Source organism: Sporolactobacillus caesalpiniae (assembly GCF_040513385.1).
Lineage (GTDB): Bacteria > Bacillota > Bacilli > Bacillales > Sporolactobacillaceae > Sporolactobacillus.
Map to the genome: position 1 here is coordinate 119,049 of NZ_JBEVCB010000001.1, position 15,468 is coordinate 134,516.

The 15,468-nt window shown below is 44.3% G+C and carries 14 protein-coding genes; 11 read left to right on the plus strand and 3 right to left on the minus strand.

Annotation, left to right across the window (positions count from 1 at the left end; genetic code table 11):
• The first annotated feature begins 72 nt into the window (after nucleotides 1–72).
• The 8 genes from ABWW58_RS00550 to ABWW58_RS00585 all read left to right on the plus strand — a co-directional run bounded on the left by ABWW58_RS00550 (nucleotide 73) and on the right by ABWW58_RS00585 (nucleotide 9,177).
• Nucleotides 73–267, plus strand: coding sequence for an alpha/beta-type small acid-soluble spore protein (locus ABWW58_RS00550; protein ID WP_093674557.1), 195 nt, complete (start codon nucleotides 73–75; stop codon nucleotides 265–267).
• Nucleotides 268–455: 188 nt separating this feature from the next.
• A complete protein-coding gene (locus tag ABWW58_RS00555) occupies nucleotides 456–1,292 on the plus strand; it encodes a Cof-type HAD-IIB family hydrolase (protein ID WP_353867358.1) in 837 nt (278 codons plus the stop codon).
• A 143-nt stretch (nucleotides 1,293–1,435) separates the two neighbouring features.
• Nucleotides 1,436–2,683 carry a metallophosphoesterase family protein gene (locus ABWW58_RS00560; protein WP_353867359.1) on the plus strand — a complete coding sequence of 416 codons (1,248 nt, stop codon included), beginning with the start codon at nucleotides 1,436–1,438 and terminating at the stop codon, nucleotides 2,681–2,683.
• Nucleotides 2,684–2,735: 52 nt separating this feature from the next.
• A complete protein-coding gene (locus tag ABWW58_RS00565) occupies nucleotides 2,736–5,543 on the plus strand; it encodes an ATP-binding protein (protein ID WP_353867360.1) in 2,808 nt (935 codons plus the stop codon).
• A 94-nt stretch (nucleotides 5,544–5,637) separates the two neighbouring features.
• Entirely contained in the window at nucleotides 5,638–6,315 is a 678-nt protein-coding gene (locus ABWW58_RS00570) for a response regulator transcription factor (protein WP_093674561.1), read from the plus strand.
• Nucleotides 6,312–7,718 (plus strand): sensor histidine kinase, encoded by a 1,407-nt coding sequence (locus ABWW58_RS00575; RefSeq protein ID WP_353867361.1) that lies wholly within the window; start codon nucleotides 6,312–6,314, stop codon nucleotides 7,716–7,718. The genes ABWW58_RS00570 and ABWW58_RS00575 overlap by 4 nt, the downstream gene beginning before the upstream one ends.
• Nucleotides 7,719–7,804: 86 nt before the next feature.
• A complete protein-coding gene (gene yhaM, locus ABWW58_RS00580; RefSeq protein ID WP_353867362.1) occupies nucleotides 7,805–8,797 on the plus strand; it encodes a 3'-5' exoribonuclease YhaM in 993 nt (330 codons plus the stop codon).
• A gap of 86 nt (nucleotides 8,798–8,883) precedes the next feature.
• On the plus strand, nucleotides 8,884–9,177 hold the full coding sequence (locus ABWW58_RS00585; RefSeq protein ID WP_353867363.1) for a sporulation YhaL family protein: 294 nt from the start codon (nucleotides 8,884–8,886) through the stop codon (nucleotides 9,175–9,177).
• A 422-nt stretch (nucleotides 9,178–9,599) separates the two neighbouring features.
• On the opposite strand, the gene ABWW58_RS00590 is transcribed toward ABWW58_RS00585, so the two are convergent.
• Together ABWW58_RS00590 and ABWW58_RS00595 are read right to left on the minus strand one after the other, a co-directional pair.
• Nucleotides 9,600–10,484, minus strand: coding sequence for an IS3 family transposase (locus ABWW58_RS00590; protein ID WP_353867364.1), 885 nt, complete (start codon nucleotides 10,482–10,484; stop codon nucleotides 9,600–9,602).
• Nucleotides 10,481–10,762 carry a transposase gene (locus tag ABWW58_RS00595; RefSeq protein WP_353867365.1) on the minus strand — a complete coding sequence of 94 codons (282 nt, stop codon included), beginning with the start codon at nucleotides 10,760–10,762 and terminating at the stop codon, nucleotides 10,481–10,483. Before ABWW58_RS00595 ends, ABWW58_RS00590 begins: the two co-directional genes overlap by 4 nt.
• A gap of 755 nt (nucleotides 10,763–11,517) precedes the next feature.
• On the opposite strand from ABWW58_RS00595, the gene ABWW58_RS00600 reads away from it, so the two are divergent.
• Nucleotides 11,518–12,081, plus strand: coding sequence for a hypothetical protein (locus ABWW58_RS00600; protein WP_353867366.1), 564 nt, complete (start codon nucleotides 11,518–11,520; stop codon nucleotides 12,079–12,081).
• 109 nt (nucleotides 12,082–12,190) lie between these two features.
• On the opposite strand, the gene ABWW58_RS00605 is transcribed toward ABWW58_RS00600, so the two are convergent.
• The gene (locus ABWW58_RS00605) at nucleotides 12,191–13,072 is read right to left on the minus strand and encodes a peptidylprolyl isomerase (protein ID WP_353867367.1); all 882 of its coding nucleotides are present in this window, start codon (nucleotides 13,070–13,072) and stop codon (nucleotides 12,191–12,193) included.
• Nucleotides 13,073–13,427: 355 nt separating this feature from the next.
• Between ABWW58_RS00605 and ABWW58_RS00610 the strand changes: the two genes are divergently transcribed.
• Both ABWW58_RS00610 and ABWW58_RS00615 read left to right on the plus strand, forming a co-directional pair.
• Nucleotides 13,428–14,027 carry a YpmS family protein gene (locus tag ABWW58_RS00610; RefSeq protein ID WP_353867368.1) on the plus strand — a complete coding sequence of 200 codons (600 nt, stop codon included), beginning with the start codon at nucleotides 13,428–13,430 and terminating at the stop codon, nucleotides 14,025–14,027.
• A 160-nt stretch (nucleotides 14,028–14,187) separates the two neighbouring features.
• Nucleotides 14,188–15,420, plus strand: coding sequence for an aminopeptidase (locus ABWW58_RS00615; RefSeq protein ID WP_353867369.1), 1,233 nt, complete (start codon nucleotides 14,188–14,190; stop codon nucleotides 15,418–15,420).
• The last annotated feature ends 48 nt before the right edge of the window (nucleotides 15,421–15,468 follow it).

Sequence of the window (15,468 nt, forward strand, 5' to 3'; positions counted from 1 at the left end):
ATTTCCAATTCAATTTTGGAATATAGAAAACGACAACAGAGCAAAATAAAGCTCGTAAGGGAGGTGAAACACATGGCAAATTCAAATCAGTTAGTAGTGCCAGGTGTACAGCAAGCAGTTGATCAAATGAAAGAAGAAATTGCACGTGAATTTGGCGTTAACCTAGGACCGGACACAACATCTAGAGCAAATGGTTCTGTTGGCGGAGAAATCACAAAGCGCTTGGTAGCTCAGGCCCAGTCTCAATTCGGCGGCTACCAAAAGTAATTTGAAACAATGTGCACGAATGATAACAAAGAGAACGGCTTCGGTCGTTCTCTTTTCTTATTTTGTTAAATTGATCTTGCTCTTTTTCAAATCGGACAAACAGATGCCTGGTTCTATTTGTTTGCATCCATACATAAACTTTTGACAGGAATGAAGTACTGATATGGATTCCGAAGAGGGGGATAACCTTGGTATATCGCTTACTTGCACTGGACATCGATGGAACCCTGTTAAGCAGCAATAATCGGCTTGATCGGCAGACAAAGTATGCCATTCAGTATGCACAAAAGAAAGGTGTTATTGTTACATTGGTGTCAGAACGTCATTTTCACTCAGCGGCGAAGGTTGCCAGAGCATTGCGACTAACCAAACCGATCATCACGCATAGCGGCGCGTTTGTATCGTCATCTATGGATGATCCTGTTTATACGAGCAAGATTGACCATAGCGTATTGATGCAGCTTGCTGAATTTTTGGAAACATACCCGTGCCAGATTCAAATGTCACATGAACGCCTTTCCATTAGCAATCGGCCGCATCAGCAAAATTTGATCGCAAAAATGACGATTGGCATGAATGAACCGCTTTTTTATCCGGTGACTTATGTGGATTCGCTTAGCCAATATTTACTTGAAAATTATGAAGGCGCAACGGATGTTAAAGTGAAGCTTGAGGATAAGAAGGCCATGAATGATCTTGAAAATGCAATCGGGGACTATTTTCCTTCACTCGACGTTTGGCGAACGGCTCCGGACAGTCTGACGTTAGTGCGTCAAGGCACATCAAAGTTCAACGGTCTGTTGTTCTTTGCCGGTCAGCTCGGTATTCCGCTTCATGAGATTGTTGCAGTAGGCGACAGTCTTGAGGATGCTGAAATGATTGAAAAATGCGGACTCGGCGTAGCGATGCGAAACGCCCCGGCAGAGGTTAAAGCCAAGGCGGACTGGGTCACACGTTCCAATGATATGAACGGAGTAGCCTATATGGTTCGAGAAGTATTTAGGAAACAAATTCGTGTTCATTAACTGTTTAGAAAAAACCATTGAGAGCGGCTCAACCAAGCTGCTTTCAATGGTTTTTATACATAAGGGATCGGCCGACAATTGAGAACGTGTGATCGGTTATGGTAAAATGAAACAAATAGATGAGTTCGGAAGGAGGAAGCATTTTGATCCGGTTCATTCATACTGCCGATCTGCATCTTGACCGGCCATTTGATGGTCTCACGCATTTGCCTGAACCGTTACGGCGTAGGTCCGCGGACAGCACATTCGCCGCACTTACCCGACTCGTAACAATCACTTTGCACGAACAACCCGATTTTATGATTATTGCCGGGGATATTTTCGACAACAGCCATAGAAGTATCAGGGCACAGCGAGCGTTTGTCCGCGAAATGAAGCGTCTGCACGATGCATCTATTCCCGTTTTCCTAGTATACGGCAATCATGATTTTCTTAATAAAGAGTGGAATCATCTGCGGCTTCCGGATAATGTTCGCGTTTTCCCAGAGAAGCCGTCCGTCAATTCTCTGACGTGTGCCGGTGGACAGGTTGTCAATTTATATGGGTTTAGTTATCACCGGAGATGGATTAAGCAAGATATGGTTTCACAATATCTGCGGAGCGGAAAAGCGGATTATCACATTGCGATTCTTCATGGTGAGCAGCGTTCAGGATCGGACGCGAGCAACTATGCGCCATTTTCGATCGGTGAGCTTGAAGCGCAAAATTTTGATTACTGGGCACTGGGGCATATTCATAAAAGACAACAATTGTCGTCTCCTGTGCCAATCTGGTATCCGGGTGATTTGCAAGGACTTTCATTCAAGGAGTCTGAACTTGGTCAGAAAGGCGCATCGCTTGTCGAGCTGGACCATAGCGGCGCCCATGTTCGTTTTCTTTCGACGGCGGCGATCGAATGGTCGCGCGCGGAACTTGATTTTTCGGGGATGGCGACTGCCGATCATATTGAAGAAGCAATTAACGCTTTTAAAGAAGGGGTGCGGGAGAAGCATAAGTGTGCCTTTATCCGTCTCTATTTTTCTTTTAGTAATCCGGGCATGCCTCATTTGGACGTTGAAAATCTTGTACGGGAATTAATTGAGACGAGCAATGAGGATGAGGATGAACCGAATGACTTTATCTGGTTGGTTCCCGGAACATGCACATTTCGGCAGCACTGGGATAAGAATCAGATTGTGAACAGTCCGCACTTTCTTGGTGACCTTTTTCGGCTTATTGAACAAGAAGGGAGTATTCTGAAGGCAGTAAAGCCGCTTTACAGTCATCACTCAGGACGAAAATATCTTGAGCCGTTGTCCGCGAAAGATCGGGACCAGATTCGCAATGAGAGCGAGCAATTACTCGTGGAAGCGCTGATGGCGGAGGAAACGAGCGCAAATGAAGACGATTGAAATGATCCCGAGGAGGCGAGTGGCGGATTTCAAATGAAATCACCTTTCTCTTATGAAAATTAACACGCTTGCGATACATCGATTTGGCCGTTTTGAAGATAAGAAAATTGACTTTCCACAGACTCCGATTGTCATGATCTATGGAGAGAATGAAACTGGGAAATCGACGATGATGGCTTTTATTCTCAGCCAGCTATTTGGTTTTCCTTCAAAAAAAGTGCTTGAAAAATGGAAAGGTAAAAATCGTTCTGACGCATTTGGAGGCTCCCTCACGTTTACGGCTGATGATGGAAAAAGCTATCGTGTGGAACGGAACCTTTTTGATCAAGAAGAAATGCGCTTCGTTACGGCGACAGGTGGAGCAGCTGACTTACACGCGCTACTTCGCGGCATCAACAGAGTTCTTTACCAAAATGTTTTCTGTTTTGATTTAGACGGGCTCCGGAATATCGACAAAAAGAATCCATCGGACATGAACGATCTTTTGCTTGGCGCAGGGATGATTGGCAGCGGGGAACTGGGCAGCCTCGAACAGAGGTTGGAGAAAAATTGTGCGGAACTGTTCAAGAAAAGCGGGAAAAAGCCGCAAATCAATCGACTTTTCACAGAACTTAGCGCTTGCTCAGCAGATTTAAAGGAATGGGAAAAAAAGCTGGATTCCTACCAGGAACTCCAACAAAAGATCAGGGACAATCAAAAACAGTTAGAAGAACGTGAAGCTCAAAAAAAGAGTATACAGCATGAATTTCAATGGTGGACGGCGTTTTCAGCCGCCCGTCCTTTGATCCTCACCTATCAGGCTTTGAACCACGAACACGAACATTTGGAGCAAGATTTACCGTTCCCACAAAACGGAAAAGAGCACTATGAAGATACGCGCAAACGACTGATTGCACTGAACAATGACTTGGCCGAGTCAGACGAACAGATTGGTCAACTCGATGAATCGCGTCGATTGATCCATGCCAATGAACAATGGCGTGAGCTGGAGGGATCCCTTCAGCGGCTTTTTCACGATGCGGTTACGGATGTGCAGAACCAAAAAGAGCGGCAAAGGATTGATGAGGAATGCCGCAAGCAGCAAGCCGACTTAAAAAGGCTCTGTGATTTACTTGGATCAATCTGGTCCCCTGAAAGAATTAGACAGGCATCATCGGAATTAACCTTGCGTCATCAACTCAAGGAAAAGATTAACTGCTGGAAGAAGAATTTGGATGAACAGCGTGATGGTGTACGCGATCTGGAGTCTATTTCGGAACGAGCAAAAAATTTGGAGTCGCGTTTGAAGGATTGTGCGTTCAAACGTATGGCGACGGGAGGTAAGAGGCGTCATGATGCCCCATCTGCACGTCCCGTTCGCTTCCAGGCGCTGACCATCCTAACGGGCTGCGTGACACTTTTACTCACTATTCTGTCAGCCGTTGTCATAACACCGCTTGCGGGCGTTCCCGTGTTCTTGTTTGGCGTTGGGATGTGCGCAAGCCTCTACTTCGCAGCAGCGCACATAGGCGGGAATTCGAAGGGCGTAGTGCATGCGCGCTCTGAAGATGGGCGGATTGCGGCCGAGCAAACCTTGCTTGAGGACCAATTAAGAGCGGTTCGTGCAGATGAACGGCGCTTGAACGAACGTCAAGAAGCATGTGCGCGCGCTGGCAGAGATTTGGAAGAAGAGATTAGGATATGGCTAGGGGAACAAGGCTATCCCATTGATGATCTGAATGGTGCGGAAGAAAAGGTTCGTCTCGTGAACGGTGCTCAGGAGATATGCCGTAAGTTGGATACATTTTTTGATAGGCAGCAGGCGTTAGGAAAGGCACATGAAAAGTTCAAACATGAAACTCGAAAATTGGCAGCGAAATTGGGAATTCAGGATGGAGACGCTGACTATTTGGAGCAGCGCTATCGGCAGGAGGTCGAGGAGATCCGTCGGCGCGAAGATTTGGATAAGCAGCGACTTATTTACCAGAAGCAAAGAGAACGGATCGTGAATCGGATTGAGTTGATCAAGCATGAACAAGCGTCCTTACTTGAAGAGGCGAATGTTGCCAATGAATCACAGTTTTTTATTGCGGCAGACCGAGACGAACGCCGACGAGTGCTTAAAAAGCAGATGGAAACATGCCGCATGCAGCTACTGGAGCTGACCGGATCAGAAAAACAAGTGCAGGAATATGTTGCTTATTTAGACAGTCACCAGTGGGAAAATTTATCTGAACAAGAATTCAAAGATCGAATTTCGGTCGTTGAACTCAAGCTGACAGAGCTTCGTGATCAATTAGCAAGCGATCGCGCGAATAGCGCGTCGTTGGAGAAAAATGATTCGTATCGCGACACACTTGATCGTTACCATGCTCTATTAAATGATGCGGGTATAAAAGCAAAGGATTGGGCGGTTTTTCAAACCGCGCTCTGGGCAATCCGCGAGGCAAAAGAACAATACCGAGAGCAGCGTTTGCCGCGTGTTTTAAATGATGCATCAATCTATTTCGAAATGATGACAGACGGTCGTTATGAAAGCATTCAACTTGATGATGACGGCTTCAGTGCAATAGATTCAGCTGGCCAAAGGATTCATGCGCTTGGGCTAAGCCGCGGGACAGCGGAACAGCTGTATCTTTCGTTACGTTTAGCTCTGATGAAGGTGTTCAGCGGCTATGAAACATTGCCGATGATTATCGATGACGGATTTGTGAATTTTGACTACTCACGATCAAAAAAAGTGTATGAATTGCTCGAAAAGGTGGCGGAAAATCGACAAGTTATTATACTGACCTGTCACGATAACGATTTTCAGCGCGACCATCCCGAGGCGGTGCTGCGTCTTCACGCGGATGATCGCACGTCTGCTTCGCATAGTTAGTTTTTTTGTGGAATTTGTTTCATTATCTTAATAAGATGACGTACATGCTATAATTTAGGAGTCAACAATAGAATCGTATAAGGATGATTTCATAATGAATGAAACACTTTTTAAAATTAATCTTGTTGAAGATGAAGAAAGCTTAGCCTCCATTCTTAAAGCCTATATGGAGAATGAAGGATGGACTGTTTCGGTTTTTCATACTGCTGAAGATGCATTAGATTATATGCACAACGGTGTGCATTTGTGGATCTTGGACATTATGCTGCCGGGCATGTCCGGTTATGATCTGATCAAAAGAATTAAAGAGAATCATTCGGAGCAACCGGTTATTTTCATTTCAGCAAGAGACCAGGATCTTGACAAAATTCTTGGCCTTGAGTTGGGAAGCGATGATTACCTTGCTAAGCCTTTTCTACCGAAAGAACTCGTTATCCGTGTCAAAAAATTGCTTCATCGCGTATACGGAGCCGGCATCCACGAGAATCGAATGGTTATCTCCAAATATCAGCTCGATGTCGTTCGACGCAAGGTGTTTGATGAAGAAAGCCAGTTGATCGAACTCACCACAAAAGAATTTGATGTATTGCTCTATTTAGTGGAAAATGTCAATGTAGCCAAATCACGTCAGGATATTTTGACGGAAGTGTGGGGACAGGATTATGTCGGCTCCGACCGCGCGGTAGATGATGTTGTTCGACGCATCCGCCGGAAAATGGGACGCCTGTCTCTTGAAACCGTCTATGGTTCTGGTTATAGGATTGTCTCATGAAATTGCCGTTCAAAATGACGTTAACGAAACGAATATGGCTCTCTTTCGCTTTGCTTGAGTGCGTGATCGGTTTTATCATTATCAGTGTCTATCCGTATTCCATACAAAGCACGCTCAAAGAAAACACGTTCCGGACGATTGAAGTGCAACAGTTGTTCAGCTTTGAGTCACAATCCGAGGAATTTACGGTTGATAATCCGGGAAGTAGTAAAGAACATGATAAAAGTGTAACGAGTTCAATATGGACAGTATTGGTCAATCGCCACTTCCAAATGATGAGCGGACATATGCCGGCAGACCGTAGTGTGATGAAACAGATGCAGGCACAGATTAAAAATCAAAAAAGTGATCTTGCCCGCTATGAGTTAAAGCGTGACGGTTCGACTCTTTATTTTGTTGCAAGACGTTGCCGAATTGACTCAATTGACGGCTATTTGATTTCCTACATGTGGGATACTTATAATAATGAATTGAGAAACAACTTGTGGAGTCGTCTGATCTTTACGTTCGTGATGGCAAGCGTCCTCAGCCTGTTTCTCGCATTCTGGCTGGCGCGCTATTTGAAACGACCGCTCGATGTCTTGGGTAAACGTTTCAAAGAGATCTCACGTTTAAATTGGGAGAAACCCTTTGAATGGAAAGGTGACGTCGAATACGAACGGCTATCCGCGCAATTTGAAGAGATGCGTCTGAACTTGATCAGATATGATCAATCGCAGAAAGTATTTCTCCAGCAAGCTTCCCATGAATTGAAAACGCCGATCATGATTATTCAGAGTTACGCGCAATCCGTTAAGGATGGCATTTATCCAAAGGGCGGACTTAACGATTCAATGGATATCATTATTAAAGAATCACAACAAATGGAGAAAAGGGTCCGTAAGCTGCTCTATTTCACTCGCTTTGATTCCCTTGGCGATAAGCAGATGCGCTACACGCGTATTCGCTTCGGTGACTTCGCGGGACTCGTGCGCGAGCGATTCATCACGCAGCGTTCGGATATTGAAATTCATATCAGCGGAGAAGATACGGTGATTTATGCCGATCAGGAACAAATGCAGACAGTATTGGAAAATCTGCTTGAAAACGCGCTGCGCTATGCGAAAGGCAACATATGGATGGATGCTGATGGTCGAAGCAAGTATCGTTCGCTGATTAGCGTAAAGAACGACGGACCGAAGATTCCTGAAAATGAACGACAAGCAATGTTTGAACCTTTTCAAAAAGGCGAGAAAGGTCAATTTGGATTAGGACTGGCAATTGTGAAGCGAATCATTCATAATCATCATGGAGTCATTCATGTTGAGAATCTTAAGGATGGGGTTGCTTTTCAAATGACATTGCCCGCTCCGCCTAAGAAAAAGAACAGAAAATCCGATAGAAGTAAAGGAAAGAAGGACTGATCGTTCGTTTGGCGAAGATCGGGGGTCAGCCCGTCATTAGAAGTTAGACAGCTGTTCTAAACGGCTCTATTTGAAGGGGAGGGTTCATGGTGAAGGGAATCGCGTTTTATAAAGAAGGCGAGCATGTTCATGAATACCTGTTGATAAAGAGCGTGACCAAGGGGTTAGCTAGTAATGGCAAACCTTTTCTTACGATATTTTTACAGGATAAGACGGGGGATATTGAATCTAAACTATGGGGAAGCACAGCAGATGATGAGGCGAATTACGTGCCGGGTGCTGTTGTACTGGCTGAGGGTGACATTACTACGTTCAGAGGAAGAAACCAGTTTAAAATTCGAACGATTCGTCCTGCCACGGAACATGATGCTGTTAATAAGGCAGATTTGGTCATGTCTGCTCCGCTATCGATTGACGAATTGAATGAAAAGATCACCCAATATTTATTTGAAATCAAAAATCCGGTGATTCAGCGCTTGACTCGCGCGCTTTTGAAAAAGAATCATCATGCCTTTTTTGAATATCCGGCGGCGGTGAGCATCCATCATAATTTTCTTTCCGGACTTGCTTACCATGTCTGCTGTATGCTGGATATGGCGAAGGCAGTTGTCGCTTTGTATCCTGAAATAGACAAGGATTTGTTATATGCCGGCATTATTATTCATGATATGGGAAAGCTTGAAGAATTGTCCGGTGTGACAGCGACCAGTTACACTTTGTCTGGAAATCTTATCGGCCATATCTCGATAATGGTCGATAATATCGGCAAGATCGCCGATGAACTTGGCATCGCCGACAAAGAAGAAGTTCTGCTGCTCAAGCATATGGTGCTCAGTCACCACGAGAATCCGGAATGGGGCAGTCCGAAGCCGCCGATGTTCAAGGAAGCGGAGATTCTTCATATCCTTGACGATATGGACGCGAAAATTAATGTCATGACACGTGCGGTGCGGAAGACGCGTCCGGGCGAGTTCTCGGAGCGCATTTTCGCCATGAACAATCGATCGCTCTATCGCCCATCATTTGACACAGGCGATTCAGATGATGAATCAGGACACTCAGTAAAAGACAATGATTAATGAAGGTCTATTTGTCTGCCCCCTTGCATAAGTTACAATGTGAACCAAAAATAGGGACAAACGCTCCATAGTAGGAGGCGGAAAAGATGAAGCAGGCCAAACGTTCGATAATTGTTGTCACCACACTCTTTATGCTCTTCATGTTGCAGCAATTCGGCTTGATCGATCCAATAATCAACAAGCTGGAAACCGTTGCTTGGTGGGTATATCTAGTGGTCGCAGGAATCATTTTTAGCGGTTACCAAGCCTTTAACCTCTCTAAGCAAGAAAAAGAAGTCGATGAGGAATGGGTGCAGAAACAAGGAAATGTGTATATGAAACGAATCAGCGCTGAGAAAAAGCGGCGCCAAAGTCAAAAAAATCCGAGAGCCATGTCCTGAGTGGCTTTTGGATTTTTTTGCGAGGAGTATAAGATTTTGCCCTGTATCCAATCAACAAAACAATGTCTTTGTAAGGATCATTCCCGTCATAAGATTCGGATGGGCGATGGTAAGTGCCAAATCTGAGAAATAAGCGGAAAAATTCCGCTTAATTAGAGAATGAACGAAAAAATAGCTTAAATAGACGGAGAAATTCCGCTTATCGAATCGAAAAACGTGAAAATAGAGGGTTTTTCTGTGCTTAACCGGAAAAATTACCCTTATTTACCTGTAAAACAAGCACCATGGAGTTCTGTCAATAAAGTGGACACAAAAATGTGAAACTGAGTTTAACTAAATGCCTACCGCGCTCCGCTTGGTGTGGCTTTTCTCATGGAAAGTTGAAAGGACCAACTGTCCATGAGAAAACCCGTTTGGGTCATTTATGAGACGCTCCCTGCTTGCTCATGCATCTTCTCAAATTGGTTCGGCGACCAGTAACCCAGACTTGAATGCATCCGGTATGTGTTATAGCGATAGATATAGTGATTGATCGCCTGTATAGCCTCTTCACGCGATCTGAAGCGTCTCCGATAGATGAGATCTTTCTTCAGTGTCGCATGGAATGACTCCATGCAAGCATTGTCATACGGATCTCCTTTGCGGCTCATACTGATCTGCATCTGGTGCTTTTTCATCAGAGCGATATACTCGTTGGCGCAGTACTGAGAGCCTTGGTCTGAGTGATGAATGAGTCCTTTACCTGGCTGACGTTTCTCAATCGCCAACTTGAGTGCCTGCAGAGGAAGATCTTGTGTCATCGTCGCGTCCATATACCATCCGACCACTTTCCGTGAAAACAGGTCGATGACCGAAGCCAGATACACCCATCCTGCCAGTGTCCGAATATAGGTCATATCTGTGACCCAGGCTTGATTCGGCGCCTTTTGTTGGAACTGACGATTCAATAGGTTAGGATAGACCTTCAGATCGTGTCTGGAATCAGTGGTTGCGACATATCGCTTCTTTGGCGTTGCCCTCAGTCCCATTGCTTTCATCTCGCGTGCAATCGTTTTTTGCGACACAATAAAACCTTGACGCAACAGGGCAATATGGATGCGTGGACTGCCATAGTGTCCGTGATTCTGATAAAAGATTTGCTTGATCCGACGCTGTAATTCTTTTCGTTTACGCATCCGCTGGGTATTCGTTTCCTGTCGCTCGCCCCGACTCCATTTATAATAACCGCTCTTCGATACGTTCAAGACAGTGCACATCAACACTACAGAATGTTCATCTCGATGAGCTTCAATGAATCTGTACCTCACTGACGGCCTTGAGTGAAGATGTGCATGGCTTTTTTTAAGATTTCGTTTTCCTCTTTAAGTCGTGCAATTTCTTTTAACTGTTCTTTCTGGAGTTGTTCTATTTCTTTTTGTGTCCGGTACGGTTGATGTTTCTGTTTTAACGACTCTCGGTAATCGCTCACCCAGCGACTGACCGTACTCTTGGACAGTTCCAATTCATAGGCAACTTCGCGGGCAACCCTCCCGTCATCCACAATCAATTTTGCGACATATTCCCGATACTCCCGATCGTATGCCATAGTTGAACACGCCCCTTTTTAGGATAGTTTAATCATACGAAATCCCATTTTGACATGTCCACTATTTAGACTAACTCTACCATGATGCATATAACCGGAAAATCTCCGCTTATTTTACTCGCTACTGAATTAAGGACCAAAATGATTTATTAGAAAACTTGGCTTCGCCAAGCCCCTGGCGAAGGCGAAGACTTAGTTGCGCTTACACTCGTTTCCTTGAATCTTTAATTTTTTATACTTTTTTATCAGTGTTAGAAAACTTGGCTTCGCCAAGCCCCTGGCGAAGGCGAAGACTTAGTTGCGACGGCCATGGACGGCCTAGTGTCCGGTGAGCCGCAGGACGCGGCGTTTTTTCGGACCGCTTACACTCGTTTCCTTTAAATGTTTTCTTATACTTTCCTACCAGTGTGAACTAGAACTGTTTGTTCAAGACAAGCTTGATGATTCAAAACCGCATTTAGCGAAAGTCACCACATCCTGTGGAAGTAAGGATCAGGCTTGCCCTGTTTTTCTTAACCAAAATTAATTGGCGCGTGCAGTCTTTCTGATTCGCAGATGGAGATCAATTAGATAATAAACGACGAGATGAGCTTAACTTCATCTCGTCATTTTTGTGCTATTAAGAACGTGCCAACTTTATTGAAAAAGAGTTGAGGTGAAAATGTGTGAATTCCTTCCGTTAACGGTCCATGCCAAAGGTCGTAAAGAAAAATAAACTATAAGATAAGCCGTAAATTGAAAAGGAAGTGATACGTGTGAACGATGATTCTAATAATGGGGGGGCTGAATTCGGATCGGACAAAGATGGTGATAAGAAAAGAAAAAAGCATGTGAACTCTGATCGTATTAATGATAAACAAAATCATCATGATGGCACTGTTCCATTCTGTGAAGAACACGTGATCAGTGAACTTAAAATAGGCGGAAAAAGCAGTGTGGACAGTGTCTGGCTTGATGCGTCGATTGAATGGCGCCCTATAGGTGTGCTTCCGTTAAATAGGATAAGCTTACTTGCCGCCATTTCCAAATATGTACCTGTGCTCATTCAAATTTGGAGAAGAGACAGTTTGGGAAACACTCTGGTCGCTGAAAAAAGAGATGTCAGTCCAGCTATTGTTATGCTTAACGGTGGCCATGGAGGATTTGTTTTCTTCAATCGGGTGACCACCACGGTTCGTGCCGCAGATAAAATTTCGACCAATGGTAAGAGTGAATACGTTGTGATTCTCAAGTCACATCCAGAATTACCTGAAGGAAGTCTTGGTCAATTAGAAGTGAGCGCCTATCAATTTTTCGCAACAATTATTGAAAACGAGTAATTGTTTATCTTGGCTTCGAGCCTTGCCACATTTGGCACGGCTCAAAGCATAATAAAAGAACACGAATCGAAAGGGTTCTCCGATACGTGTTCTTCTTAATTGCTCACTATTACTGCTGCGTTGTTGATGTCGTTGATGTTGCATTAAAGAGATCTTTGAACGATTTGTCTTTAACCTGCACGTCAGCGTCTTTGATCAATTTTTTGATTACCTCGTCTTGAGACTTTTCTTTGCTGGCAAGATAAGCTTCTTTGACGGAAGACTTCAGGTCTTTATAAGCGTCTTTTTTGCCTTCAAGCTTAATGATGTGATAGCCGCCATCGGTGCTTGAATAAACGAGCGGGCTGATTTGACCAACTTTCAGTTTCATCGCTGCGTTGCTGAATTCAGGAACCATTGTTGATTGCTTGAACCAGCCGAGCTCGCCGCCTTTTTCTTTTGAACCGGTGTCCGTGGAATACTTTTTAGCTAATTTAGCGAAATCTGCGCCGCCTTTCAATTGTTTCTGAATGGACTGCGCCGTTTTCTTTTCTTTAACGAGAATATGACTTGCTTTCAACTCGGTTAAAGTAACCTTGTTTTTATTATAGTAATCTTTGAGCGCTTTGTCCGTAATCTTGATACCGGCTTGCTGCGCCTTCGTCATCATCAATGAATCTTTGATCTGACGTCTGAATTGGGACTTGGTCAGCTTATTCTGAGCTAACGCCTGCTCGAACTGCTGCTCAGTGGAGAACGTTTTGCGAACCTGATTATATTTTGCGTCAACCGCTTTTTTAGAAACATTGTATTTCTTTTCAAGCAGCTTTTCGTAGACTAAATTCTGAAGCACCGCTTCTCCGTTCGTCTTCTTCAATTCGTTGTAGAACTCTTCTTTGGTAATATTTCCGCTCTTCGTCTTTACGACTGCGGCGTTATCTCCGCCGTTTCCGCAGGCTGCGAGGCTTGCGAGCACGATAACGGCGGCTAGAATCATCATCAGTTTCTTCACTATGTCCACTCCTATTTTAAATTGTTCCACATTACAACAGTATTTCGTAACTGCGTGCGGTTATCCGTCGCAAGGGACAAGTTTTTAGTTCCTCCCCTGGCGGTTGTCCGTTCGTCGACAATGTTCATTCTAACTGAAACGGACCCTTATTGTCGAGTTATAGCCGAATTGTTCGCTTTTTTTTCGCGTAAATTCACTTATGACAGCTCCAAAATGAAGCTTTGTCAGCATGTTTCGCACAAATCATGAAATGCGCTATAATAAGAAAATTACGGAGCATGTCTTAATTTGGTGAAAATCAGTCCAACCATATGCCTGTTATGTATTGAGAATATAAAGGAGGGGGAGAAAAATCGTGACTTCTGCAGATTATCCCAGGAAAAAGAAGAATCTTTGGAAAATTGCACTTCTAACATTGCTTAGTCTTGAAGTATTGGCAGTGCTTGTCGTGTTAATAATGATTACAAACGGTTTCTCTGCTTCAGACACACCCACACCGCAAACAGATCGAACAAACGGACAAGCCATTTTTTCCGTGCAGGCGAACAAACAGCAGCTGGAAAATATGGTGAACGACCAGATCGATGCAAAAGGAAATAAGAGACTCACTTACCATGTTGATATTAACGATCAGCTCGTGTTAAACGGTAAGTACAAGCTCCTGTTCACAGCAATTCCTTTTTCCCTTACGTTTACGCCAAGCGTGTACAAAGGCGATGTCGTACTAAAGGAAACCAATGTTAAGTTAGGAAGCATACCGCTGCCGGACAAGCAGGTGCTTAGCTTCTTAAAAAGCAGCTCAAATTTTCCAAAATGGGTGGCCATCCAGCCAAACAAACGACAAATTTATATTAACCTGACCAGTGTACAGGTACAAAAAGGACTCTACCTTCGAGCGAAATCAATGGATTTAGCCAACAATGACGTTTCGTTCAGTGTTCATCAAAAAAAATAATGAAGGTTCAGGGTTTATTATTGATAGCGCTTGCACTTATACGCACAGCAAGTGTTAAAATAGAGTTGGTAGGAAAATACATCTTACGAATGATGTTCGAAGAAACGGTTTTGTTCTCGAACAGCTTTTTTAGATGAATCATAGATGGGGGGCATTCGATTTGAAAACCTTTGCTCAGAAATTGGAAAAGTATGCGGAACTTGCTGTCAAAGTAGGCGCGAATGTGCAGAAAGGGCAGGAGGTATTGATTAAAGCGCCAATTGACGCAGGCGAGCTTGTTCGTATTGTAACGGAGAAAGCTTATGAAGCCGGGGCCAAACGTGTGCACTTTAATTGGACGGATGATAAACTTGATCATTTGCGTCTGAGCCACGCTTCTGAGAAAGTGATTGGCGAATATCCTGTCTGGAAAGCGAATAAGCTGGAAGACTTGGTGAAACGCGGCGCGGCGTGTATTGATATCCGCACAACGGGAATTGGCTTAATGGAGGGGATCGACCCAAAAAAGGCAGCACTAGACCAAGAGACAATGTGGCGTGCGCTAAACACATATTACGATTATCGCATGTCTGATCGTGTCAGTTGGACCATTATGATCTATCCGACGGCCGAATGGGCGAAAAAGCTGTTTCCAGGCAAAATCAGAGAGCTCGCAGTTGCCGATCTATGGGATGTTATTTTCAAAATGACGCGCGTTGATTGTGATGATCCGGTACAGGCATGGGAGGATCATAAGCAGACTCTGGCGAATAAAGTTGCATTTCTGAATAAGAAAAAATATAAAAAACTGCACTATAAGGCTCCGGGGACTGATTTAGAGATCGCGTTCGATCCCGATTACCATTGGGATGGCGGAGCTGCAGTGAACAGTTCGGGAACGACCTTTGTTCCCAACATTCCAACTGAAGAAGTCTATACGCTGCCATTAAAGAATGGTGTTAATGGAACCGTCATGGCGACGCGTCCTCTTGTTTACGGTGGAAAATTGATTGAGAAGCTTTCGATCACTTTTGAGGACGGACGTATCACCCGATTGAATGCTAAAGAGGGCGAAGAATTGATGAATCATATGATCGATACGGATGAAGGCTCGCACTACTTAGGAGAAGTGGCTCTTGTGCCGAATGATTCTCCTATTTCGAAATCCGGACTCGTTTTCTTCACGACATTGTATGATGAAAACGCCTCCTGTCATCTTGCGATCGGTAAAGCGTATCCAACTTGTCTCGATGGGGGGACGGATATGTCTGCGGAGGAATTGAAAAAGCACGGAGCAAATGTCAGTTTGATTCATGTTGATTTTATGATTGGTTCTGATCAGTTGGATATTGATGGTGAAAATGCCAACGGTGAATGGGAGCCGGTTTTCCGAAATGGTGTCTGGGCTTTTTAAGATAAAAAAAGATCCTCGCCTGTGAACAAAAACAGGCGAGGATCTTTT

Coding starts and splice junctions, on each gene's coding strand:
- ABWW58_RS00565 (WP_353867360.1), top strand. CDS start 2,736: ATGAAAATTAACACGCTTGCGATACATCGATTTGGCCGTTTTGAAGAT.
- ABWW58_RS00595 (WP_353867365.1), bottom strand. CDS start 10,762: ATGGCATACGATCGGGAGTATCGGGAATATGTCGCAAAATTGATTGTG.
- ABWW58_RS00570 (WP_093674561.1), top strand. CDS start 5,638: ATGAATGAAACACTTTTTAAAATTAATCTTGTTGAAGATGAAGAAAGC.
- ABWW58_RS00575 (WP_353867361.1), top strand. CDS start 6,312: ATGAAATTGCCGTTCAAAATGACGTTAACGAAACGAATATGGCTCTCT.
- ABWW58_RS00585 (WP_353867363.1), top strand. CDS start 8,884: ATGAAGCAGGCCAAACGTTCGATAATTGTTGTCACCACACTCTTTATG.
- ABWW58_RS00550 (WP_093674557.1), top strand. CDS start 73: ATGGCAAATTCAAATCAGTTAGTAGTGCCAGGTGTACAGCAAGCAGTT.
- yhaM (WP_353867362.1), top strand. CDS start 7,805: ATGGTGAAGGGAATCGCGTTTTATAAAGAAGGCGAGCATGTTCATGAA.